The organism is Arthrobacter sp. Y3225209 (assembly GCF_059090685.1).
In genome coordinates this window covers 59,445-80,638 of record NZ_JBNHFW010000006.1, presented here as the reverse complement: position 1 = coordinate 80,638, position 21,194 = coordinate 59,445, and the positions used below count along the sequence as shown (strand labels likewise).

Below are 21,194 nucleotides of genomic sequence, written 5' to 3'. Positions count from 1 at the left end.
ATACCACAGGGCGGTCTAGGCCTTCGGATCCGCGGACGGGCCGGTCCCGTTCTGCGCCGGCACATTGCCGTTCGCGGAATGCTGCTTGGGGTCGGGTACAAAGTCGCCCAGCGCACTGCCAACACCCTTCAGTGCCTCACCGAGTTCACTGGGAATGATCCACACCTTGTTCGAGCTGCCTTCGGCGAGCTTGGGCAGGGTCTGCAGGTACTGGTAGGCGAGCAGCTTCTGGTCCGGGTTCCCCTTGTGGATGGCACCGAAAACCTTCGCAATGGCCTGGGCCTCGCCGTCGGCACGCAGGATTGCTGCCTTCGCGTCACCTTCGGCAGCAAGGATGGCCGCCTGCCGGCGTCCTTCGGCGGTCAGGATCTGCGACTGCTTCGAACCCTCGGCCGTCAGGACGGTGGCGCGGCGTTCCCGCTCGGCACGCATCTGCTTTTCCATCGAATCCTGGATGGTCAGCGGGGGAGCGATGGTCTTCAGTTCCACCCGGGACACCCGGATGCCCCAGCGGCCGGTGGCTTCATCCAGCACGCCGCGCAGCTGGCCGTTGATCTGGTCGCGGGACGTCAGCGCCTCTTCCAGGTTCAGGCCGCCCACCACGTTTCGCAGGGTGGTGATGGTCAGCTGCTCCACACCCTGGATGTAGTTGGCAATCTCATAGGTGGCTGCACGGGCATCGGTGACCTGGAAGTAGACCACCGTGTCGATGGAGACAACCAGGCTGTCCTCCGTGATGACCTGCTGCGGCGGGAAGGACACCACCTGTTCGCGCAGGTCCAGCAGCGGCAGCATGCGGTCAACGAAAGGAATCAGGATGGTCAGGCCCGGGGTCAGGGTCCGCTGGTACTTGCCGAGGCGTTCCACTACTCCGGCCCGCGCCTGCGGAACGATCTTGACGGCCTTGACCAGGACCACCAGGACAAAAATCACCAGGACGGCTAGTACTACTATCAGGACGGCTGTTCCCGTTCCCATGTTCCCCCTCGGGTTTGCGCGGGATCCGCGGATCCTGCTCTGTTGTCTCCGGTGCGGCGGCGCCGTCCCGGCTGTAGTCTCAGCGTGCTTCGTTTTGGTTCGGAGCCGGATGCTCCGCAGGGCCGCCACTGTGCGGCGCTTCCACGACGGCGGTGGCGCCGTCTATCCGGGCAACGCTGACCTGCACGCCGGCCGGCAGCACGGTGGAATCGGCGCTGCGTGCAGACCAGGTCTCTCCGCCGAGCTTGACCGTTCCCGCCGTGCCGGACACGGGTTCCAGAGTCAGCGCGGGAGCACCCAGCAGCCGGTCGATGTTCGACAGCTGGTCCTTGGTGCTGTGCCTCAGGTGCTTCAGGGCCAGCGGCCGCACCACGCCGATCATCAGCACCGAGACCAGCGCAAAGACCACCACCTGCAGGAAAAGCGGTGCGGCAAAGAGGGAGGCGATCATGGCCGCCAGCGCACCGACTGACAACATCCCGAAGAACAGGTCCAGGGTGAGTGCTTCAACAGCTGCAAAGCCCAGGAAGAGCACCAGCCAGAGCGCCCAGCCGTAGCTGAGCATCCATTCGAAAACGTCCTGCATCGTGTGATCCCCTCGGTTCCCCGGTCCGCCGCCTGTGGTGCTGATGTTGGGCGCCGGTCTCCGGTATCTTGCGGGCGTATGCGTTCATTCTGCCTGAATTTCCGCCTCAGACCTAGGGCCCGGGGCACCGGATGGATAACGTTTTGTAAAGGTGTGCCTATTCCGCCCGGAACAGCTGCAGGGTGAACGAGGCGGTCACCTGCATCGGATCCGGCAGTGTTGCAACCGCAGCGCGGAGGGCTGCCTCGTCCAGATGCCGGGCCGAAGGGCCCATGAGTGCCACGTTCCGAATATCGGAGGAAGAAAGCTGCATCGGATACGTGCAGGTGCCGGTATACACGGGGGTGAATCCCGGCGCAACGGCCGCAGCGACATCGCCTTCCTTGTTGCCTGCGATGTCCAGCATCCCGGCCGCACCGCGGATTTCCTGCAGATGCTCGGGGCGGGGCGTCACCACAGCCAGGAGCCCGCCCGGCGTAAGCACCCGACGGAATTCGGCGGGGTTCCGCGGGGCGAAGACATTGAGCACCACGTCCACCGACGCGTCCGGCAGCGGCAGCCGCCGCCACACATCCCAGGCCAGGCAGTACGTGCCGGGCAGCGCGCGGGCTGCCCGCCGCAGCGCGTACTTGGAGATATCCAGCGCCACCGCTGTTGCGGACGGCAGGGCCGCGAGCACCTCAGCCAAGTAGTAGCCGGTGCCTGCGCCGGCGTCGAGCACCACTGCCTGTTCCGGCGCCGATTCCGCGGCCAGCCGGGCGAGTTCGGCTGCCAGCGGACGGTAATACCCGGCGGCCAGGAAATCGGTGCGGGCTGCCACCATAGCGGCGGTATCGGCCTGGAATTTCGTGCCGCTGCCGGTGAGCAGGTTGAAATACCCCTGCTTCGCGGCGTCGTACCGGTGTCCGGCAGGGCAGGTCAGTGTTGCGCGGGCGGAATCCGGTTCGAGCCTGCCGCCGCAGACCGGGCAGGCGAGGGGCGGCAGGGGAGGCATATGTCCATCCTAAGGCGGCAGTTGGCCGGGAAGCCGGTGATGATTAGGCTTCGAAGCGTGAATCCATGTGACCTGCCTCTCCTCAATTCCCTTTCCGCCCCCGCCGTGCATCCCGACGCCCTGCACTGCGTCGTGTCGGTGACCCGCCCCGATTTTGCCTCCGACGCCTACACCGGACAGTTGTGGCGGGTTCCCCTGGCAGGGGCCGGCCAGCCCCGCCGGCTCACCCGCGGCTTCCGGGACACCATGCCAAAGTACAGTCCCGACGGCGCCTCCCTCGGCTTCCTGCGTGCCGGGGCGGGGGAGCCGCCCCAGTTGTTTGTGCTGGGTGCCGGCAGCGGCGAACCCGTCCGGGTGACGGATGCGAAGCTGGGCGTAAGCTGGTTCTCCTTCTCGCCGGACGGGCAGCAGGTGGTTTTCTCCGCGCGTGTGCCCGAGGAAGGCCGGTACGGCACCGTCAAGGGCGTTCCCGCCGCTGCAGAGGACCCCCGCCTGATCACCACGCTGAAGTACCGGATGAACGGGACGGGTTACACGGGGGACAAACCCACCCAGGTTTTCCTGCTGGACCTGCCGGACCTTGATGCCGAGCCGTATGTTGAACCCCGGGGACGCGCGGCGGCCGGACCCGAGGCCCGCCCGGATTCCGGCGGCATACCTGCGGCTCTGCAGCTCACCACTGCACCGGCCGATCACCTGCAGCCGGTTTTCTCCGCAGACGGGACCCGCATCCTCTACTCCCGGGAGCAGGATGACACCACGCTCGTGAGCGACGTTTACAGCATCACCACCGACGGTACCGGGCTGCGGAAGCTGACCAACCCGGGCGGCCGGACGCCGTTGTCCGTTTCGGATCCGGTGGAAAGCACCAACGGGGCCTGGCTGTTCTACCTCGGCCAGGAGCTCGCGGAAAGCGGCACGGACTTCGTGGCGCGCAATACTGCCCTGTATGCCGCGCCGACCGCAGATCCGGCCGCCGTCCGGAGGCTCACGGATCCGGAACACACGGACCTTGCCGAAGGCACCGTCCTGGCCCACCGCGGCGCCGAGGCACTGGTCTTCAACCGGCACCGCGGCACGGGTGAGCTCCTGTCCGCGGATCCGCGGGGTGGTGTTCAGACGCTGGTCTCGGGGCCCCGGGTGGTTACCGCCGCCGGGTCCGCGGACGGCACCGTGGTGGTGAGCTACACGGACGCGGGCACTGCAGGGGACCTCGCCGTCGTCGAGGAAGGCGGCTTGCGGAGCGTCACGGATTTCTCCGCCGACCTGCGGGAAAAGTGCCCGGTATCAGCACCCATGGAAGAGACGTATTCCTCCGCGGACGGCTATCCGGTCCACGGCTGGCTGGCACTGCCCGACGGCCCCGGCCCGCATCCGGTGCTGCTCAACATCCACGGGGGCCCCTTTGCCCAGTACGGCTGGGGATACTTCGATGAGACCCGGATCTACACCCGCGCAGGCTATGCGGTGCTAATGTGCAATCCGCGCGGATCCGCCGGATACGGGCAGGAACACGGCAGGGCCATCAAGGGCGCCATGGGAACCCATGACCTCGCCGATGTCCTGGCGTATGTTGACGGCGCCCTGGCCGCCCACCCCGAGCTGGACAGCAGCCGGCTGGGAATCATGGGGGGATCCTACGGCGGATACCTCACCGCGTGGACTATTGCCCACGATCACCGGTTCACGGCTGCCGTGGTGGAACGCGGTTTCCTGGACCCGCTCTCCTTCATCGGGTCCGCCGACATTGGCTGGTTCTTCAGTGCCGGGTACACCGGCACCGACCATGCCGGCGTACTGGCTCAGAGCCCGATGGCGTGTGTGGAGTCCGTCCGGACACCCACCTTTGTGGTGCATTCCGAAGATGACCTGCGCTGCCCGGTGGAGCAGGCCCAGCGCTATTACACTGCCCTGAAACTCCGGGGAGTGCCCACGCAGATGCTGCTTTTCCCGGGGGAGAACCACGAACTCTCACGCAGCGGCACGCCATGGCACCGCCGGCAGCGCTTCGAGCACCTGCTGGACTGGTGGGCGCGATGGCTTCCGACCGCGCAGAACCCCGCTCCGGACGAAGCCCGGAAAACGGAGGCTGCCCCTGTTTAGGGGCTAGAACCCAAGCACGTGCCGGGCCTCGCCGATATCCGGCGAGGCCCAGCGCCGGGCATATTCGGTATTGCTGCACAGGGAGCGGGTCAGCATCCGGTCCACATACACGGTTCCGTAGAGGTGGTCCGTTTCATGCTGGACAATACGGGCCTGCCATCCGCTGAACCGCTCCATGTGCTGCCGGGACTGCGCGTCGGTGTAATCCAGCACCACGGACGCGTGCCGGCGGACCACCCCCTGGTATCCCTCAAAGGACAGGCACCCCTCATAAAACTCGGCGGACTGCTCGCCGTCGGCCTCATAACGGGGATTGATGATGGTGAAAAAGGGCAGGGGAGACCGTTCCCGGACCGCCGCCACTTCAGCGCCCACCTCGAAGGTGTCTTCAAGCACCGCGATCTGCAGCGGGATACCCAGCTGCGGCGCCGCGAGCCCCACGCCGGGGGCAGCATGCATCACCCTGCGCATAAGGCTGATCAGGGCCTGCAGTTCGGCAGCGTCCAGTTCGCCGTCGAAGGGCAGGGCAGTACGCCGGAGGGCAGGGTGCCCGAGCTGGACAATCGGCACAAGATCCTGCTCCAGCATGGGAAGAACCAGGTCGCGCAGCAGGGCAGTGGAATCGGTGGGCACCGCTTTATCCTAGTGCCCTCCACGCTGTTGTTGTGCGTGCGTGAAGCGTACCCTCGGCTGGACCATGACAGAGCAGCAGCCCTATACCGTCCTGGGCCAATACCCCGGCTTCGAACTGCGCCACTACCCGGCGCACGTCCTGGCCCAGGTGACGGTAAATGCCGGGTTTGAAGGCGCCGGCAACACCGGGTTCAGACATCTGTTTGCCTACATCAGCGGGCAGAACTCCTCCCGGTCTGTGCTGGAGCCGGATCCCCCCGGGAAGGTGCGGTTCGCGGAAACTCTGGCCATGACGGCGCCGGTGCTGCTTGAGCCGAGCCCTGTCCCCGGCGCCTACAGCGTGGCTTTTGTCCTTCCAGCCGATCTGACCGCCCCTACCGCACCGGTACCGGCGGATCCGGCGGTCAGCATTGTCCCGGTCCCGGGCCGGACCGGCGCAGCCGCTTCCTTTAGCGGGAGGTGGAGCGAGGCCAATTTCCAGGGCCACCTGGCCGGCCTGCTCGGGGCCGTCTCCGCAGAGGGTTTCACGCCGCTGGGCAGTCCGCGCTTCGCCCGGTTCGATCCGCCGTACCGGCCGTGGTTCCTGCGCCGCAATGAAGTCATCCAGGACGTGGAGGGGCCGGGGGACTGACGGCGGGGCAGGTTCCGGCCATGCTCTCAGTCCGCCGGGGGAACGAACCCGAGCGGCAGGAGATCGCGGGCCTCAACGCTTACCGGGCCCTCCGGTGCCGGCACAACAACGCGGATGCCGGGATAGTAATCGCTGAGCACCTGCCGGTCGCGGCCGCAGGGGCTCTGCACGCCGCGGCCGTGGTTGCCGACGGCCACAATATGGGTCGGCTGCCCCGCTCCGGCTGCCCCGCTCCGGCGGCCCGGGCTGCTGCCAGGGCAACAAGTTCCGCACAGGGACCTCCGGTGAAGTGATAGAGGTTCACGCCCGCATACGCCCCGCCGTCGGCTGTCCGGACCGCTGCACCCATGGTGTGGATGCCGTCCTCGTCCGGGCCGGCATCGGTGGCTGCGTCGATGGTCCGGCGGGCAAGTTCCACCAGGGCGTGGTCTGCCGGGCCAAGCTGCCGGGCTGAGGCGGGAAGCGTGATGCTCATCTGGAAATCCTAGACGCGAAGGGGGTGGCACCCGGCAGGCGGCGGGGCGTTTCGGGCAGCAAAAAACCGGGCCCCGCCTTACGGACGGAACCCGGCTGGTCCAAGCGGGGAGTGCTTAGCCTTCGCAGTCCAGGCAGTAGGCCTCGCCGTTCTTCTTTTCGCGGGCAATCTGCGAACGGTGGCGGACGAGGAAGCAGGACATGCAGGTGAATTCGTCAGCCTGCGGGGGAACAACCTTGATCAGGAGTTCCTCGCCGGACAGGTCCGCACCCGGAAGGTCAAAACCGTCGATCGCGTCCGACTCTTCGACATCAATGACGGCAGTCATCGCTCCGCCGCGCTGCTGAGCTTTCAGTCCCTCCAGGGAGTCTGTCGGCTGGTCTTCTTCCTTGACGCGCGGGGCATCGTAATCGGTAGCCATTTTGTTGTGTTTATCTCCTGATTTGGGGGGGTTTGAGCGTAGATCATATAGGCAATCAAAGTCGCTGCACCAAACCGTACAGCGACGGCGGGCCCGTCATGGCGAAATATAGCGTCAAAGTGACCAACATCCCGTTTGTTGGACCGGACCGGCATGCCGTGCGGGTTCAGGGCTCGGCCGCCGCCGGTGCCAGGGCAGCCGGGGGAGGCAACGGCAGCCACAGGCGTCACTGCGCGGTTATGTCAACCTGCCCGGATACCTCTGCCAGCCTGCGGGGGACGTTATGTCAACTCGTTCATCGGTGCGCTGCGGGCCGCCCGGCGACGGGAATCTGCGTGACCAGGTCAGCCGTTTTCCGGGATTCGGACGCCTGCGCGGCGCACCCGGCGATCTAGGCGGCAACACCGCAGAACTGGGGCACAGCCGGCCGCGCGCCGAAAAAACACTCAAATCGGTGAAAAATCCGGGGGATCAGGCACAGAAGGAGTTATATGTACCAGAGGCAGAATACGGACAGTAAAGCTCCTTCCGCGAACTCCGGATAAACGCCGATAATCCACATTATGTCAACTAGCGTATTGGGAGAGGTCCCCCGAGCCTTCCGGGAGCCCCTGCTGACCGGCGCCGGCGCTACAGGTAGGCTTCCGCTAATTGTCCGGCTTCCCGGGAAGGGCTTTATGAGCAGGTATGGCTGGCTTTCCGTGGTGGCGGCACGCAGCGCCGCTGTGCTGGCTGCCGTGCTGGCCCTGGCTGCCGTGCTGGCCCTGGCTGCTTGCGGCACCGGCGGAGCGGACAGTCCCAACGGACGCCCGGACCGCTGGACGGTGAGCGCTTCCGACCCCGGAACCGGTTCATATGAGCAGTGCCTGGAGGATCCGTTGGTTGAGGAATCATACGTGTCCGCCGATTACCCCGCCTCGCATCTGGGTATCTCCCTCGCGGGCGCCGCCACCGATGAAGACGCACAGCGCGTTGCCGAGTGCCTGCGGCAGGCCCTGCCATCCGCGACGGTTTCGGTCATGGGCCCGCAAACCGGCAGCTGAGTCCGGATAAAGCAGATAACCCCGGCTTATGTCCGCCAACAGCCCACACCGCCGAACTCCCGGATCCGATCAAACGCCGCCTACTCCCCTGCCGTTCCGGCCTGCCGTTCTGGCCGCCCCGGCCCCCGGATTCCGCCTCCGTCAGGCCCGCCTGGCGGTTACGAGCAGATATTCCCAGTCCATGGTCATGCCGCCCGCCTGCGTGCTGTACCTCTTCACCAGAGCCAGCAGCTCCGCATCCAGGGCGCTGCCCCGCTCCGGCGCCGACGCCAGGGACGCGTAAACCGCCATGACCGGTCCGTAGTGTGCCTTCAGGAACACCAGGAAGTCCTTCGGCGTCGAAAACCGGTCAATAAGCAGGGTGCTGCGTTCCGCGCGGAATTCCCGCACCCGGCCTTCCAACAGGGACTCCACATGCTCCCGGTTTCCCCACAGGGGCGGAGACTGCGTTCCGGGCGGCGGTGGCGGTGAGTACGGCTTCATGGCGGCGAACATGCTGCCGATAAAGCCTTCGGGCGTCCAGCTGATGATCCCGATGCCTCCCCCGGGCCGGCAGACGCGAACCAGTTCAGCGGCAGCCAGTCGATGGTGCGGGGCATACATCACCCCCACGCAGGAAACCACGGCATCAAAGGACGCGTCTGCATAGGGCAGATCCTCGGCGTCGGCCACAGACCAGGTCAGCCGGACGGACCGGGCCAGCGCCAGGCGTTTGCCGGCATTCAGTAAATCCGGTGCCAGGTCCGACGCCGTAACGTCCGCTCCCGTTTCGGCAGCCGCGATGGCCGCGTTTCCGGTCCCTGCGGCAATGTCCAGGACCCGGTCGCCGGCACTGACCCCGGCGGCCCGAACCAGGGCCGGTCCCAGAGGCTCAACGGTTTGCGCGGCCACGGCCGCATAGTCCCCCATCGACCAGATGGCCCGCAGACGGTCCTTGATCTCCCTGTCCGCACCGGCGTCGTCCGGAAATGTGGCCATATCCTCACGTCCTTGGAAAATGCTCCCGGGTCCGGTCAGGCCCGGCTCCCGGGTCCGGTTAGGCCCGGCTCCCGGGAAATGCGGGCCGGGAGGGGCTGCTGTGTGCGGCGCAGCCCCGGGCATGGGCACACTCTAGAACTCCGCAGCGTCCCCGGGAAGCCCGGGACAGGCACCGGGACAGGAGCCGGGAAGGAACCGGGGATCCTGCGAGAAGCCGTCAGCAACTCCGAACGCGGCCGCACCGCGGGCAGAGTAGAGTCCAACCAGACCATTTCCACGGGCACCGCACCCCATCGCCAAAGGACCACCTTGACCACAACCCCGCAGCCCTTCCCCTCCGACGCCGATCCCATGACGGATCCCCACTGGTGGCGGCAAGCCGCCGTCTATCAGGTGTATCCGCGCAGTTTCGCGGATACCAACGGCGACGGCCTGGGCGACCTGCAGGGGGTCACCGCCAAGGTTCCCTACCTCTCCGCACTCGGGATCAACGCCGTCTGGCTGAGCCCCTTCTATCCCTCCGCCCTTGCGGACGGCGGATACGACGTCGACGATTACCGGGACGTCGATCCGCGCCTGGGCAGCCTGGCAGATTTCGATACGATGGCCGCCGCCCTGCATAACGCCGGAATCAAACTCATCGCCGACATCGTCCCCAACCATTCCTCCAACCGGCACACCTGGTTCCGTGAAGCGCTGGACTCTCCCCCGGGTTCCGCGGCCCGTGAGCGGTACATCTTCCGGGACGGCACGGGCCCGGACGGCAGTGAACCGCCGTCGGACTGGCAGTCGGTCTTCGGCGGCAGCGCCTGGGAGCAGGTGCCGGACGGACAGTGGTATCTGCACCTGTTCGCCCCGGAACAGCCGGACTTCAACTGGGAGAACCGGGAGGTCCGGGACGAATTCCTGGCGACCCTGCGGTTCTGGTCCGACCGCGGCGTGGACGGCTTCCGGATCGACGTGGCCCATGCCCTGGCCAAGGATCTGAGCGAACCGCTGCCCTCACAAGCCGAACTCATAGCGGAAGGTGAGGGCACCGACGGCGGGCACCCGTTCTGGGACCGGGACGAGGTGCACGAGATCTACGCCGAATGGCGCACCCTTTTCAATGAGTACACGCCTCCGCGCACGGCCGTGGCCGAGGCCTGGGTCCACGCTTCCCGCCGCGGACGCTACGCGAGCCCCGAGGGCCTGGGCCAGGCCTTCAACTTCGACCTGCTGCAGGCCGATTTCGACTCCGCCCGCTTCCGTTCGGTCATCACGGCAAATCTGGAGCAGGCAGCTGCCACCGGCGCTTCCTCCACGTGGGTGCTCTCCAACCACGACGTGGTCAGGCATGCCACGCGGTACGGGCTGCCGCCCGCGCCGGAGGACAGCGGGAAGGGGCAGGACGGCAAGGCCTGGGTGTTCGCCGGAGGACCCGAGGACCAGCTGGACCGCACGGCCGGCCTGCGCCGTGCCCGGGCAGCCACCTTGCTGATGCTGGCGCTGCCCGGTTCGGCCTATCTCTACCAGGGTGAGGAACTGGGTCTTCACGAGGTAGCCGGCATTCCGGATGCCGACCGGCAGGATCCGACGTTCTTCCGCAATGCCGGCGTGGAAAAGGGCAGGGACGGCTGCCGTGTGCCGCTGCCGTGGACCACGGACGGGCCGTCCTTCGGATTCAGTACCGTCCCGGCCCATCTGCCCCAGCCGAAGGAGTACGGGCCGGCGGCCGTGACGGTTCAGGATGCCGACACGGAATCCACCTTGAACTTCTACCGGCGTGCTTTGGAACTCCGGGACAAGCAGCAGTGCGCGGAGGAACTGGCCTGGCTGCCCAGCGCGGATTCGGTGCTGCACTTCGAGCGTCCCGGCGGCTGGCAGAGCATTACCAACTTCGGGCATACTGCTGTCGCTCTGCCCGCCGGGACCGTACTGCACACCAGCGCGCCGCTGCAGGACGGGATGCTGCCGCCCGACACGACCGCCTGGCTGGGCTGAGCGGACCGCTGACTCCCCCCGGCGACCTGGTCGAGGCGGCCGGCGGCCCTGTTGCCGAAGCCCGCGGCTGGTTAGCGTGGAACCTACCGCTTTTCGGAACGAGCCCCGATGGAATCCGTCCCCTCCATCCCCGGCATCAATGCTTCGGTTCCGCCCAGCGGCCCGGGCTGCGTGGAATGCACGCAGCAGCAGGGCTGGTGGTACCACCTGCGACGCTGCGCCGAATGCGGCCACATAGGCTGCTGCGACAACTCCCCCGGCCGGCATGCCACCGCCCATGAACAGGACACCGGGCACCCGATCATCCGCAGCTACGAGCCCGGCGAGGACTGGTTCTGGAACTACACGGACGCCTCGGTCTTTGCCGGCCCCGTGCTGGCTCCGCCGGAGCATCATCCGCTTGACCAGTCAGTCCCCGGCCCGGCAGACCGGGTTCCGCCGGACTGGCCGGAACGCCTGCGCTGACTGCCGGCCTGCGCTGGCCACCAGTTGCGGGTTTTTAGCGGCCCTGCCACCGCTCTGTTAACGGGTTTACACTGTAAACATGACTAGAACATATATCGTCACCGGATCGGCTTCGGGCATCGGAGCAGCCACCGCCAACCTGCTGAAGGAGGCAGGCAACAACGTCATTGGCGTTGACCTGCGCAACGCCGACGTCGAAGCGGACCTGAGCACCCCCGAGGGCCGCTCGACCGCCGTCGCCAGGGCCATTGAGCTGGCCGGCGGCAACGTCGACGCCGTGATCGCCTGCGCCGGCATTTCCGCCCCGGCACCCATCACCGTGGCAGTGAACTTCTTCGGCGTCACCGATTTCCTTACCGCCCTGGCGCCCACGCTGGCCAAGAGCAGCGCCCCGCGCGCCGCCGTCGTCAGCTCCATGGCCAGCCTGCAGCCCAGCTCCCCCGAACTGGTCGAGGCAATGCTGGCCGGCAATGAGGAGGAAGCCCTGCGGATTGGCAAGGAACTGGCAGACCAGGGCCCGCAGACCGGCTACCTGAACTACCCGTCCAGCAAGCGTGCCCTGAGCCGCTGGGTTCGCCGCGAAAGCATCTCCCCGGCCTTCGCCGGAGCCGGCATCCCGTTGAACGCCGTTGCCCCGGGCACCGTATTATCGGCGATGACCCGCGAACTGCTCGCCACCCCCGAAGGCCGGGCCATGGTGGATGAAAACGTTCCAATGCCGCTCAACGGCCACTCCGAGCCCGAGGTCATTGCCCGCCTGCTGATCTGGCTGACCTCCGAGGAGAACACCCACACCACCGGCCAGACCATCTACACCGACGGCGGCGCTGACGCGACGCTGCGTGGTGACGATATCTGGTCCTAGGGTCGCTGCAGGGCGTCGGCTCCGGGTTCCAACCCCGGCACCGATGCCCTGCGCCCTGCGGGATTAGGGAAAACCCCTCAGTTGTCCTCGACTGCATGTTTCTGACAGTATGTTGGTATGTTACCGACAAGCTGTTGGCAACATCTGCATACGATCCAGCAAGGGGTTCCGATGTTTTTAGCGCTTCGCGAGTTGCGTTTCGCACGGGCCAGGTTCGGACTGATGGGTGGCGTTGTCGCCCTTATAGCCGTTCTTATGGTCCTGCTTTCCGGCCTGTCCTCAGGCCTCGTCAATGACGGTGTGTCCGGCCTGAAGTCCATGCCGGCCACCGCCTTCGCCTTTAATGAAGGCACCAAAACCGATAATGCGTTCTCCCGCAGCGTGGTGGACAGGGGCCAGGCCGAAACCTGGGCCGAGCAGCCCGGCGTCGAGGAAGCGGCCCTGATGGGCACCGCCATGATGAACGGCACCACCGGCGACGGCACCCAGGTTGACCTGGCACTGTTCGGCGTCGAAACGGATTCCTTCCTGGCTCCGCAGATTGGCGAAGGCCGCAGCATCAGCGCTCCCGACGAGATCGTGGTCTCCTCCACGGCCGCGGACGCCGGCCTGGCCATCGGCGACGTCGTGACGCTCGAGCGCATCGGCGTCGACCTCACCGTGGTGGGCTACACCGACGGACAGGCAACCTTCGGACACGTTGACCTCGCCTACCTGCCGCTGGACACCTGGCAGTACCTGGCCAGCGGCCAGAGCGCCCCCGGCACCCCGACACAGGACGCCATTGACTCCGTGGACTTCGCCACGGCCAGCACCGTGGCCCTGAAGGCCGCCGACGGCGCGGACATCGACTTCGCAGCCGGCGACGCCGCCGCGGGCACCGTCACCTCCACCCTGGCGGAATCCTTCAACGCTTCCCCCGGCTACTCCGCCGAAACCATGACCCTGGAAATGATCCAGGTCTTCCTTTACGCGATCTGCGCACTGGTGGTCGGCGCATTCTTCACGGTGTGGACCATCCAGCGCCGTCACGAACTGGCCGTGCTGCGCGCCGTCGGCGCCTCCACCGGCTACCTGCTGCGTGACGGACTGCTCCAGGCCGCCATCATCCTCGTCGTCTCCACCGTGATCGGCATCCTCGCCGGACTCGGCATGGGCGCCGGCCTGAGCGGCACGGCCATGCCGTTCGCCCTGGAAGCCGCCCCGATCGCCACTGCAACCGTGCTGACGATCCTTCTGGGCCTGGTGGGCGCCGCCCTTGCCATTGTCCGGATTTCCCGCGTAGATCCCCTGGTGGCACTTGGAGGACAGCGATGAGCACCGAAACACAGGCACACACTCCCGGCACCCGTACCGGCGGGCTGGTCATCGAGGCAGCGAACCTCGCACTGGGCGACGGCGAAAGCACCGTCCAGGCACTCGACAACGTCACGCTGTCGGTTGCACCCGGGGAAATGGTGGCAGTGGTTGGCCCCTCCGGTGCCGGCAAGTCCAGCCTGCTCGCCGTGGCGGGCGCCCTGACCACCCCGGATTCGGGCACCGTACAGGTGAACGGTGTGGACCTGGGCACCCTCAGCAAGTCCGACCGGGCCAGGTTCCGGCTGAAGGAGATTGGTTTTGTCTTCCAGTCAGGCAACCTGATTCCGGCCCTGAATTCCGCTGAACAGCTGCGGCTTATGCTCAAGCTCGCAGGCAGCCGGGACGGGTTGGATCCCATGGAACTGCTCGCAGCGGTAGGCATGGACCACAAGGCCAAGAGCCGCCCCGACCAGCTCTCCGGCGGTGAACGCCAGCGCGTGGGTATTGCCCGCTCGCTCGTGAACCGGCCCACCCTGCTGCTCGTGGACGAGCCCACGGCGGCCCTGGACCGCGCACGCAGCCAGGACGTAGTGGCCCTGCTGGCACGCGAAACCCATGAGCGTGGCGTTGCTACAGTTATGGTGACGCACGATCACGACGTCCTGCACCACTGCGACCGCGTAGTGGAGATGGTCGACGGTCGGCTGGCCGGCTAACCCCGGCGCACAACGCTTGGACAGTACGAACAGGAGGATCAGTGCCCCGAATTAATGCCCCCACGGTGGCCGAACACCGGGCGGCACAGCAGCGGGCGCTGCTGGACGCGGCACGTACCCTCCTGGCCCGCACGGGCGAGGCACCCAGCATGGCCGAAGTTGCCGCGCTGGCGGGCCTCGCCCGTCCGAGCGCCTACCAATACTACAAATCACGGCAGGACCTGCTGCACGCGCTGGTACTGGACGTCTTCCCCCGCTGGACCCGCCGGGTCCGGGAGGCCATGGACGCGGAGCCGGAGCCCGCTGACCGGATCATGGCCTACGTCCTGACCAACATTGCGCTGGTGGCAGAGGGGGAACACGCGGTAGGCAACGCGCTGGCCGCCGTTGCCCCGGGCGAGGAACTGGACAATCAAAGCGCCATGATGCACCGGCAGCTGCTCACGCCCCTGGTGGAGACACTGACCCTGCTCGGCGTTGAGGATCCCGCGGTCACCGCCGAACTCATCAACGCGATTGTGCATTCCTCCACCCGGCTGCTCGAATCAGGCACCGGGCGCGAATCAGTGGAAGCACGGGTACGCGAACTGATCGGACCCTATGTGCGCGAAAACGCGGTAGGACAGAAGGCATGAACATGACCAACACTCCCCGATCCGCGGAGCCTGCGGGCGCCTCGCGGGGCACCGCCGCCTCCCGGGCGCAGCGCCGCAGCTGGCCGGTACTGCTGGGCGCGGACCTGGTGCTCATCACCATCTTCGCCGCCCTGGGCCGGCAGAGCCACGAGCACGGGCTCGCCGTGACCGGAATCCTCCTTACCGCACTGCCCTTCATCCTTGCCTGCCTGGCCGCCTGGGCCGTTATGCGGGCGTGGCGCCGTCCCGGGCAGCTGTGGCCCGCCGGCGTCGTAATCTGGTTTATCACCGTGGCGGCAGGCCTGGGCATCCGGGCGCTGGCCGGCGGTGGCACCGCACCGAGCTTCCAGCTGGTAACCCTGCTGGTGCTGGGCGCCTTCCTTCTCGGCCACCGGCTGGTGTGGCATGTGGTGTCCCGGCGAGGGGCGCAGAACCCCCGGCCGGAACGGATCAACTAGGCTCAAAGGGAAAACAGGCGCCACGGCGCCACCCCAGCAGCGAAAGGCCCGCCATGATCACCGCTTTTGTACTCATCCAGACGGATGCGGCCCGGATTCCGGAATGTGCCGAAGAGATTTCAGAGATCGAGGGCATCAGCGAGGTCTATTCGGTCACCGGCGACTGCGACCTGATCGCCATCGCGAGGGTCCGCCGCCACGAAGACCTGGCGGACGCTATCGCCAACCGGCTCTCCAAGGTCGAGGGCGTCATCGGGACCACCACACAGATTGCGTTCCGGGCATACTCCCAACACGATCTCGACGCCGCCTTCTCCCTCGGCTTCGACAGCTGAGCCGCCGCCGTCAGCCGCGGGGGACCTAGCGGGTTACCTCCACCCAGCGGTCCAGGGCAGCCTGGGCCGCACCGCTGTCAATGGATGCAGAGGCCCGCTCCAGCCCCCGCGCCAGCCGTTCAGGCAGGGTGCCCTCAGCCTCCGGATCCAGTGCCACGAGGGCCGCGGCGGCGTTGAGCACTACAGCATCACGCACCGGGCCCTTGTCACCGGCCAGCACGCTGCGCACAACGGCGGCATTGGCGGCCGCGTCTCCGCCCCGCAGATCCTCCAGCGTGGCCCTGCTGATCCCCAGGTCCAGGGGATCCACTACTGACTCGCTCACGGCCCCGTTACGGACCTCCCAGACGGTGGACACGCCGGTGGTGGTCATCTCGTCCAGGCCGTCATCCCCGCGGAAGACCAGGGCACGCACGCCGCGCCGCGCCAGCACCCCCGCCATCAGCGGCGCCAGACGCGCATCCGCCACACCGATCGCCGAGGCGCTCGGCCGCGAAGGGTTGGTCAGCGGTCCCATGAAGTTAAACGCGGTGGCCACCCCCATCTCGCGGCGCGGCACGGCCGCGAACCGCATGGAGGGGTGGAACACCTGGGCGAAGCAGAACGTGATTCCCGCCTCCACCGCAGCCTGCGCAACGCGGTCCACCGGAAGGTCCAGCCGCACGCCGAGTGCCTCGATCACGTCGGCTGATCCCGAGGACGACGACGCCGCCCGGTTGCCGTGCTTTACCACCTTCGCTCCGGCGCCGGCACAGACCAGGGCAGCCATTGAGGAGATATTCACCGTATTGTGCCGGTCCCCGCCGGTGCCCACGATGTCCAGTGTGTCACCGGGAATATGGATGGGCCGTGCGCTGGCGAGCATGGCCTCAACCAGCCCCGTGAGCTCGTCAACGGTCTCCCCTTTGGCCCGGAGGGCAACCAGGAAGCCCGCAATCTGCGAGTCCGTGGCCTCCCCTGCCATGATCGCGGCCATGGCCCATCGGGTCTGCTCCGTCCCGAGGTTCCTGCCCTCAATCAGGGCAGTAATCAGGCTCGGCCAGGTGTCCGTTGAAGTCGGAATGGTAGTCACACACCTTAGGTTATCTACGATTCGTAGAAATTGCTGGATTGTTTCTGGAACCCCCATTTCCGCGCCAGTACTGGGATCCGGGGGTCCGGTCGCCTTCCTGGACGCGCCGAGCGCCTCCATCTGTTGGAGAACTGGGCGGTTTTACCGCCATAATGTCTATGTGACAACAGCGACCCATGCCCCCAGTACCCCGGCTCACCCTACGCTGAACCGCCCCAATATGGTTTCCGTTGGAACCGTGGTGTGGCTCTCCAGTGAACTGATGTTCTTTGCTGCCCTGTTCGCCATGTACTTCACCCTTCGCTCCACGTCGAGCGATCTGTGGGCCATGGAGACGGAGAAGCTGAATGTTCCGTTCGCTTTCGTTAACACGGTGATCCTTGTTTCCAGTTCCTTCACTTGCCAAGCTGGCGTTTTCGCCGCAGAACGGCTTCAGGCACGCCGCACCGGAGGGCTCCTGAAGCTTTCCCGCTGGGGCATGACTGAGTGGTTCCTGCTGACCTTCGTACTCGGAGCGATCTTCGTCTCCGTACAGGCCTACGAATACGCAATGCTCGTCTCTGAAGGCGTATCCCTCTCGTCGAACTCCTACGGTTCCGCGTTCTACCTCACCACCGGTTTCCACGGCCTGCACGTGGCCGGCGGACTGATCGCGTTCCTCTTCATCATCGGCCGTGCCTACGCCGCCAAGCGCTTCGGACACTTCGAAGCGACCTCGGCGATCGTCACCTCGTACTACTGGCACTTCGTTGATGTGGTCTGGATTGCCCTGTTCGTCATCATCTATTTCCTCAAGTAACACTGCTTGAGGACCGCACCCACGAAATACCCCAAAGTGGCACCTGTTTCCCAAAGACCACATAAGTTAGGAACTACGAAGTGAAGGCACTATCGCAAAGGCGGCGTCATCCCCTCGCAGCAGTCGCGCTGCTGCTGTTGGGACTCCTCGTTACGGGTGGTCTCTATGCCGTAGCCAACGGCACCAACCAGGCCCAGGCCGCGACCACCACGTACACTGCCGAAGACGTCAGCGAGGGGCAGAAGCTCTTCGTCGCCAACTGTGCAACGTGCCACGGCGTTGAAGCCACCGGCACCGAGAACGGGCCTTCGCTGGTAGGCGTCGGCGCCGCATCTGTGGACTTCCAGGTGGGCACCGGCCGTATGCCGATGGCCATGCAGGGCCCGCAGGCCCAGCAGAAGCCTGTCCAGTTCGATGAGGAGCAGACCGCTCAGATGGCTGCCTTCGTTGCGAGCCTCGGCGCCGGCCCTGCAGTTCCGGATTCGGAATACCTTGAGCCGGACACCTCCGACGAGGAAGCTTCCGCCAACGGCGGCGAACTGTTCCGCGTCAACTGCGCCATGTGCCACAACGCCGCCGCAGCCGGCGGTGCGCTGACCCGCGGCAAGTTCGCCCCGTCCCTGGACGGCGTCAGCGAAAAGCACATCTACGAGGCCATGGTCACCGGCCCGCAGAACATGCCTGTCTTCAACGACACCAACATCTCCCCCGAGGACAAGCAGGACATCATCACGTTCCTGAAGGACATCGAGACAAGCGGCTCCCCCGGTGGAGCGCAGCTCGGCTCGCTGGGTCCGGTCTCCGAGGGTCTCTTTATCTGGACCGCTGGTCTGGGAATCATCATCGCTTTCACCATTTGGTTGACCTCCCGGTCTTCCTAACCACCGCCGCGCTCACCCGCACGGGTGACATCACAGTTACACATAGGTCTATAAATGCAGTTTTCAGAGAAGGATGAGGGGGATCATGGGCGACCATAGTCACGGCAGTCCGAACACCTCGGGCACCGTCGCTACGGCTGGCCAGGGAGATGGGGAGAAGTTCCAGGATCCGGGACTTCCTCCGCACCGCCCTCGTCTAGCCGACGTTAATCCCCGCGCCGAAAAGCGGGCCGAACGGCAGGTGGCGCTTCTGTTCGTCATCTCCATCATCGGTACCATCGTGTTTTTCATCGGGTACTTCAGCATCCAACTGGATGATGCCAGCATCGCTACGCTGCGGCTGCAGAACATCCTCCTCGGCCTGGGTACCGCCTTTGCCATGCTCGGCATCGGTGTCGGTATCGTGCACTGGGCCAAGACCCTTATGCCGGACCACGAGATCGTGGAGGAACGCCACGAGATCCGGCCCGAAGAGGACCGCGTCATCGCTGAAAAGATGGTGGGCGACATCATCGAGGAGACCGGCATCAAGCGCCGTCCCCTGATCCGCAACACCCTCCTCGGCGCCATGATCCTGGCTCCCCTTCCCGCCATTGCCGTCTTCCGCGACCTGGGCCCGCTGCCCGGTGACACGCTGCGGCACACCATGTGGGAAAAGGGCCTGCGTCTGGCACGCGATCCCAGCGGCACTCCGATCAAGGCCTCCGATGTCACCATCGGTTCTGCCTTCCACGTGATTCCGGAAGGCCTGCAGGACCTGGAGGAGCACAAGCTCGAGGAGAAGGCCAAGGCAGTTGTCCTGCTGATGCGCCTGGACCCCTCCGAGCTGAACCCGTCCCCCGGCCGGGAAGACTGGGCCGTTGACGGCATCGTGGCCTACTCCAAGATCTGCACCCACGTCGGCTGCCCGGTGGCACTGTACGAACAGCACACGCACCACCTGCTGTGCCCGTGCCACCAGTCAACCTTCGATGTGACCCAGGAATGCAAGGTCATCTTCGGCCCGGCCGGCCACGCGCTGCCGCAGCTGCCGATCGGCGTTGATGATGAGGGTTACCTGATTGCAACTGACGACTTCCAAGAACCCGTTGGACCGAGCTACTGGGAGCGTGGCTAACCATGAGTGTTCCCTCTGCTACGCCGTACCAGGCCAAGACCCGTCTTGGCCGCATCACGAACTTCGTTGACTCCCGGGTTAGCGGTTCGGCCATGGTCAAGGAGTTCGGCCGCAAGGTCTTTCCCGACCACTGGTCCTTTATGTTCGGTGAAGTTGCACTGTACTGCTTCGTCATCCTGCTGCTCACCGGTACGTTCCTGACGTTCTTCTTCGATCCGTCCATGGCGGAAACGCATTACGCAGGCAGCTACGTGCCGCTGCGCGGCGTGGAGATGTCAGTGGCCTATGAATCCTCCCTGAACATCTCCTTCGATGTCCGCGGCGGCCTCTTTATGCGCCAGGTACACCACTGGTCCGCACTGCTCTTCGTAGCGGCGGTCTCCGTGCACATGCTGCGCGTGTTCTTCACCGGCGCCTTCCGCAAGCCCCGCGAACTCAACTGGGTGGTGGGCGGTACGCTGCTCATCCTCTCCCTCGCCGCCGGCTTCACCGGCTACTCCCTCCCCGATGACCTGCTCTCCGGTAACGGCCTGCGCATCATCGACGGCGTGATCAAGTCGGTTCCCGTGGTGGGCACCTACATCAGCTTCTTCCTCTTCGGCGGTGAATTCCCCGGAACCGCGATTATCGGCCGTCTGTACGTGCTGCATATCCTCCTGGTTCCCGCGCTGATCCTGCTGATGATCGCCCTGCACCTGTTTATGGTTGTCATTCACAAGCACACCCAGTTCCGCGGCCCCGGCCGTACGAACAACAACGTGGTCGGCTACCCTGTCGGCCCCGTCTACGCAGCCAAGGCCGGTGGATTCTTCTTCATCGTCTTCGGCGTGATTGCCATCATCGCGGGCCTGTTCACGATCAACCCGATCTGGAACTACGGTCCCTATGACCCGTCGCCTGTGTCTGCCGGTACCCAGCCTGACTGGTACATCGGCTGGGTTGACGGTGCGCTGCGCCTGATGCCAGGGTTCCTGGGTGCGTTCCCCTTCGAATGGGTTATCCCGTTCCCCTGGGGCGATAACACCCTGGTCCTAAACGTCCTGCTCCCGGCCCTGGTGCCGGCAGGCCTGGTCTTCACCCTGCTGTTCGCATGGCCGTGGATCGAAGCCTGGCTCACCAAGGACTACCGGACACACAACCTGCTTGACCGCCCGCGAAACGCACCGTTCCGTACGGCAGTCGGCGTTGCCGGCATCACGTTCTACAGCGTTATGTGGGCTGCAGCCAGCTCCGACCTCATCGCCACGCACTTCCATGTCTCGCTCAACGATGTGACCTACTGGCTCCGTGTCCTGTTCTTCCTCGGCCCGGTACTGGCATTCATCATTACCCGCCGCATTGCCCTGGCACTGCAGCGCAAGGACCGCGAGATTGTGCTCCACGGCGTGGAAAGCGGACGCATTGTCCGGCTGCCGCACGGTGAGTACATCGAGGTGCACGAGCCGCTGGACGAGTACAAGCGCTACCGCCTGGTGGACTTCGAGTCCTACAAGGCACTGCCGGCCCAGCCGGATGCCAACGGCAAGATCTCCCGCAAGGAAAAGCGCCGTGCGAAGATCTCCCGCTTCTTCTTCGAAGACCGTGTCGCCCCGGTGACGCCGTCCGAGCTGGAGAACGCACATCACCACGAGTCGCCTGCCGAGGTTGAGGCCAAGGCCGACGACCAGGCATCGATCGAACAGCACTGATCCAGCCGTAAGGCGTATCAGCACCAAAGGGAAGGGCCC

General features: G+C 65.7%; 24 protein-coding genes. 16 read left to right on the top strand and 8 right to left on the bottom strand.

Annotated elements, in window-relative coordinates:
* Window positions 1–15: 15 nt before the first annotated feature.
* The 3 genes from AC5RVB_RS05645 to AC5RVB_RS05635 all read right to left on the bottom strand — a co-directional run bounded on the left by AC5RVB_RS05645 (window position 16) and on the right by AC5RVB_RS05635 (window position 2,558).
* Entirely contained in the window at window positions 16–978 is a 963-nt protein-coding gene (locus AC5RVB_RS05645) for an SPFH domain-containing protein (protein WP_227901840.1), read from the bottom strand.
* A 79-nt stretch (window positions 979–1,057) separates the two neighbouring features.
* Window positions 1,058–1,564, bottom strand: a complete 507-nt coding sequence (locus AC5RVB_RS05640; protein ID WP_494142179.1) for an NfeD family protein — start codon at window positions 1,562–1,564, stop codon at window positions 1,058–1,060.
* Window positions 1,565–1,721: 157 nt separating this feature from the next.
* Entirely contained in the window at window positions 1,722–2,558 is an 837-nt protein-coding gene (locus AC5RVB_RS05635; protein ID WP_494142178.1) for a methyltransferase domain-containing protein, read from the bottom strand.
* Window positions 2,559–2,615: 57 nt separating this feature from the next.
* Between AC5RVB_RS05635 and AC5RVB_RS05630 the strand changes: the two genes are divergently transcribed.
* Entirely contained in the window at window positions 2,616–4,661 is a 2,046-nt protein-coding gene (locus AC5RVB_RS05630; RefSeq protein ID WP_494142177.1) for a S9 family peptidase, read from the top strand.
* A 3-nt stretch (window positions 4,662–4,664) separates the two neighbouring features.
* On the opposite strand, the gene AC5RVB_RS05625 is transcribed toward AC5RVB_RS05630, so the two are convergent.
* The gene (locus tag AC5RVB_RS05625) at window positions 4,665–5,294 is read right to left on the bottom strand and encodes a peptide deformylase (protein WP_341482010.1); all 630 of its coding nucleotides are present in this window, start codon (window positions 5,292–5,294) and stop codon (window positions 4,665–4,667) included.
* 64 nt (window positions 5,295–5,358) lie between these two features.
* Between AC5RVB_RS05625 and AC5RVB_RS05620 the strand changes: the two genes are divergently transcribed.
* Complete coding sequence (locus AC5RVB_RS05620) at window positions 5,359–5,925, top strand: SOUL family heme-binding protein (protein ID WP_494142176.1); 567 nt, start codon at window positions 5,359–5,361, stop codon at window positions 5,923–5,925.
* 79 nt (window positions 5,926–6,004) lie between these two features.
* Here AC5RVB_RS05620 and AC5RVB_RS05615 read toward each other — a convergent pair whose 3' ends face one another.
* Together AC5RVB_RS05615 and AC5RVB_RS05610 are read right to left on the bottom strand one after the other, a co-directional pair.
* Window positions 6,005–6,400, bottom strand: a complete 396-nt coding sequence (locus AC5RVB_RS05615; RefSeq protein WP_494142175.1) for a hypothetical protein — start codon at window positions 6,398–6,400, stop codon at window positions 6,005–6,007.
* Between the two features lie 115 nt (window positions 6,401–6,515).
* Window positions 6,516–6,821 carry a DUF4193 domain-containing protein gene (locus tag AC5RVB_RS05610; protein ID WP_227901834.1) on the bottom strand — a complete coding sequence of 102 codons (306 nt, stop codon included), beginning with the start codon at window positions 6,819–6,821 and terminating at the stop codon, window positions 6,516–6,518.
* A gap of 283 nt (window positions 6,822–7,104) precedes the next feature.
* Between AC5RVB_RS05610 and AC5RVB_RS05605 the strand changes: the two genes are divergently transcribed.
* Window positions 7,105–7,341 carry a hypothetical protein gene (locus AC5RVB_RS05605; protein ID WP_494142174.1) on the top strand — a complete coding sequence of 79 codons (237 nt, stop codon included), beginning with the start codon at window positions 7,105–7,107 and terminating at the stop codon, window positions 7,339–7,341.
* 157 nt (window positions 7,342–7,498) lie between these two features.
* On the top strand, window positions 7,499–7,864 hold the full coding sequence (locus tag AC5RVB_RS05600; protein ID WP_494142173.1) for a hypothetical protein: 366 nt from the start codon (window positions 7,499–7,501) through the stop codon (window positions 7,862–7,864).
* A gap of 141 nt (window positions 7,865–8,005) precedes the next feature.
* Here the strand turns inward: AC5RVB_RS05600 and AC5RVB_RS05595 are convergent, their stop codons facing one another.
* Window positions 8,006–8,842 carry a class I SAM-dependent methyltransferase gene (locus AC5RVB_RS05595; RefSeq protein ID WP_494142172.1) on the bottom strand — a complete coding sequence of 279 codons (837 nt, stop codon included), beginning with the start codon at window positions 8,840–8,842 and terminating at the stop codon, window positions 8,006–8,008.
* Between the two features lie 351 nt (window positions 8,843–9,193).
* Between AC5RVB_RS05595 and AC5RVB_RS05590 the strand changes: the two genes are divergently transcribed.
* From AC5RVB_RS05590 to AC5RVB_RS05555, 8 genes are all read left to right on the top strand, one after another.
* Window positions 9,194–10,825 (top strand): glycoside hydrolase family 13 protein, encoded by a 1,632-nt coding sequence (locus tag AC5RVB_RS05590; RefSeq protein ID WP_494142201.1) that lies wholly within the window; start codon window positions 9,194–9,196, stop codon window positions 10,823–10,825.
* Between the two features lie 108 nt (window positions 10,826–10,933).
* A complete protein-coding gene (locus AC5RVB_RS05585) occupies window positions 10,934–11,290 on the top strand; it encodes a UBP-type zinc finger domain-containing protein (RefSeq protein ID WP_227901831.1) in 357 nt (118 codons plus the stop codon).
* A 79-nt stretch (window positions 11,291–11,369) separates the two neighbouring features.
* Window positions 11,370–12,155, top strand: coding sequence for an SDR family oxidoreductase (locus tag AC5RVB_RS05580; protein WP_494142171.1), 786 nt, complete (start codon window positions 11,370–11,372; stop codon window positions 12,153–12,155).
* Between the two features lie 171 nt (window positions 12,156–12,326).
* Complete coding sequence (locus tag AC5RVB_RS05575; protein WP_227927784.1) at window positions 12,327–13,472, top strand: ABC transporter permease; 1,146 nt, start codon at window positions 12,327–12,329, stop codon at window positions 13,470–13,472.
* Window positions 13,469–14,170 (top strand): ABC transporter ATP-binding protein, encoded by a 702-nt coding sequence (locus AC5RVB_RS05570; RefSeq protein ID WP_494142170.1) that lies wholly within the window; start codon window positions 13,469–13,471, stop codon window positions 14,168–14,170. The genes AC5RVB_RS05575 and AC5RVB_RS05570 overlap by 4 nt, the downstream gene beginning before the upstream one ends.
* Before the next feature lie 41 nt (window positions 14,171–14,211).
* The gene (locus AC5RVB_RS05565) at window positions 14,212–14,805 is read left to right on the top strand and encodes a TetR/AcrR family transcriptional regulator (RefSeq protein WP_227901826.1); all 594 of its coding nucleotides are present in this window, start codon (window positions 14,212–14,214) and stop codon (window positions 14,803–14,805) included.
* Window positions 14,802–15,263, top strand: a complete 462-nt coding sequence (locus AC5RVB_RS05560) for a DUF3054 domain-containing protein (RefSeq protein ID WP_494142169.1) — start codon at window positions 14,802–14,804, stop codon at window positions 15,261–15,263. Before AC5RVB_RS05565 ends, AC5RVB_RS05560 begins: the two co-directional genes overlap by 4 nt.
* A gap of 53 nt (window positions 15,264–15,316) precedes the next feature.
* Entirely contained in the window at window positions 15,317–15,598 is a 282-nt protein-coding gene (locus AC5RVB_RS05555; protein ID WP_227901824.1) for an Lrp/AsnC family transcriptional regulator, read from the top strand.
* Between the two features lie 25 nt (window positions 15,599–15,623).
* On the opposite strand, the gene trpD is transcribed toward AC5RVB_RS05555, so the two are convergent.
* Window positions 15,624–16,670 (bottom strand): anthranilate phosphoribosyltransferase, encoded by a 1,047-nt coding sequence (gene trpD / locus AC5RVB_RS05550; protein WP_227901823.1) that lies wholly within the window; start codon window positions 16,668–16,670, stop codon window positions 15,624–15,626.
* 160 nt (window positions 16,671–16,830) lie between these two features.
* Between trpD and ctaE the strand changes: the two genes are divergently transcribed.
* The 4 genes from ctaE (at window position 16,831) to qcrB (ending at window position 21,155) form a co-directional block, all read left to right on the top strand.
* Entirely contained in the window at window positions 16,831–17,469 is a 639-nt protein-coding gene (gene ctaE, locus AC5RVB_RS05545) for an aa3-type cytochrome oxidase subunit III (RefSeq protein WP_227901822.1), read from the top strand.
* A gap of 80 nt (window positions 17,470–17,549) precedes the next feature.
* A complete protein-coding gene (gene qcrC, locus AC5RVB_RS05540; protein ID WP_227927781.1) occupies window positions 17,550–18,350 on the top strand; it encodes a cytochrome bc1 complex diheme cytochrome c subunit in 801 nt (266 codons plus the stop codon).
* Window positions 18,351–18,435: 85 nt separating this feature from the next.
* Window positions 18,436–19,467: a cytochrome bc1 complex Rieske iron-sulfur subunit gene (gene qcrA, locus AC5RVB_RS05535; RefSeq protein ID WP_227927780.1), complete on the top strand. Its 1,032-nt coding sequence runs from the start codon at window positions 18,436–18,438 to the stop codon at window positions 19,465–19,467.
* A 2-nt stretch (window positions 19,468–19,469) separates the two neighbouring features.
* Window positions 19,470–21,155 (top strand): cytochrome bc1 complex cytochrome b subunit, encoded by a 1,686-nt coding sequence (gene qcrB, locus AC5RVB_RS05530; RefSeq protein ID WP_227901819.1) that lies wholly within the window; start codon window positions 19,470–19,472, stop codon window positions 21,153–21,155.
* The last annotated feature ends 39 nt before the right edge of the window (window positions 21,156–21,194 follow it).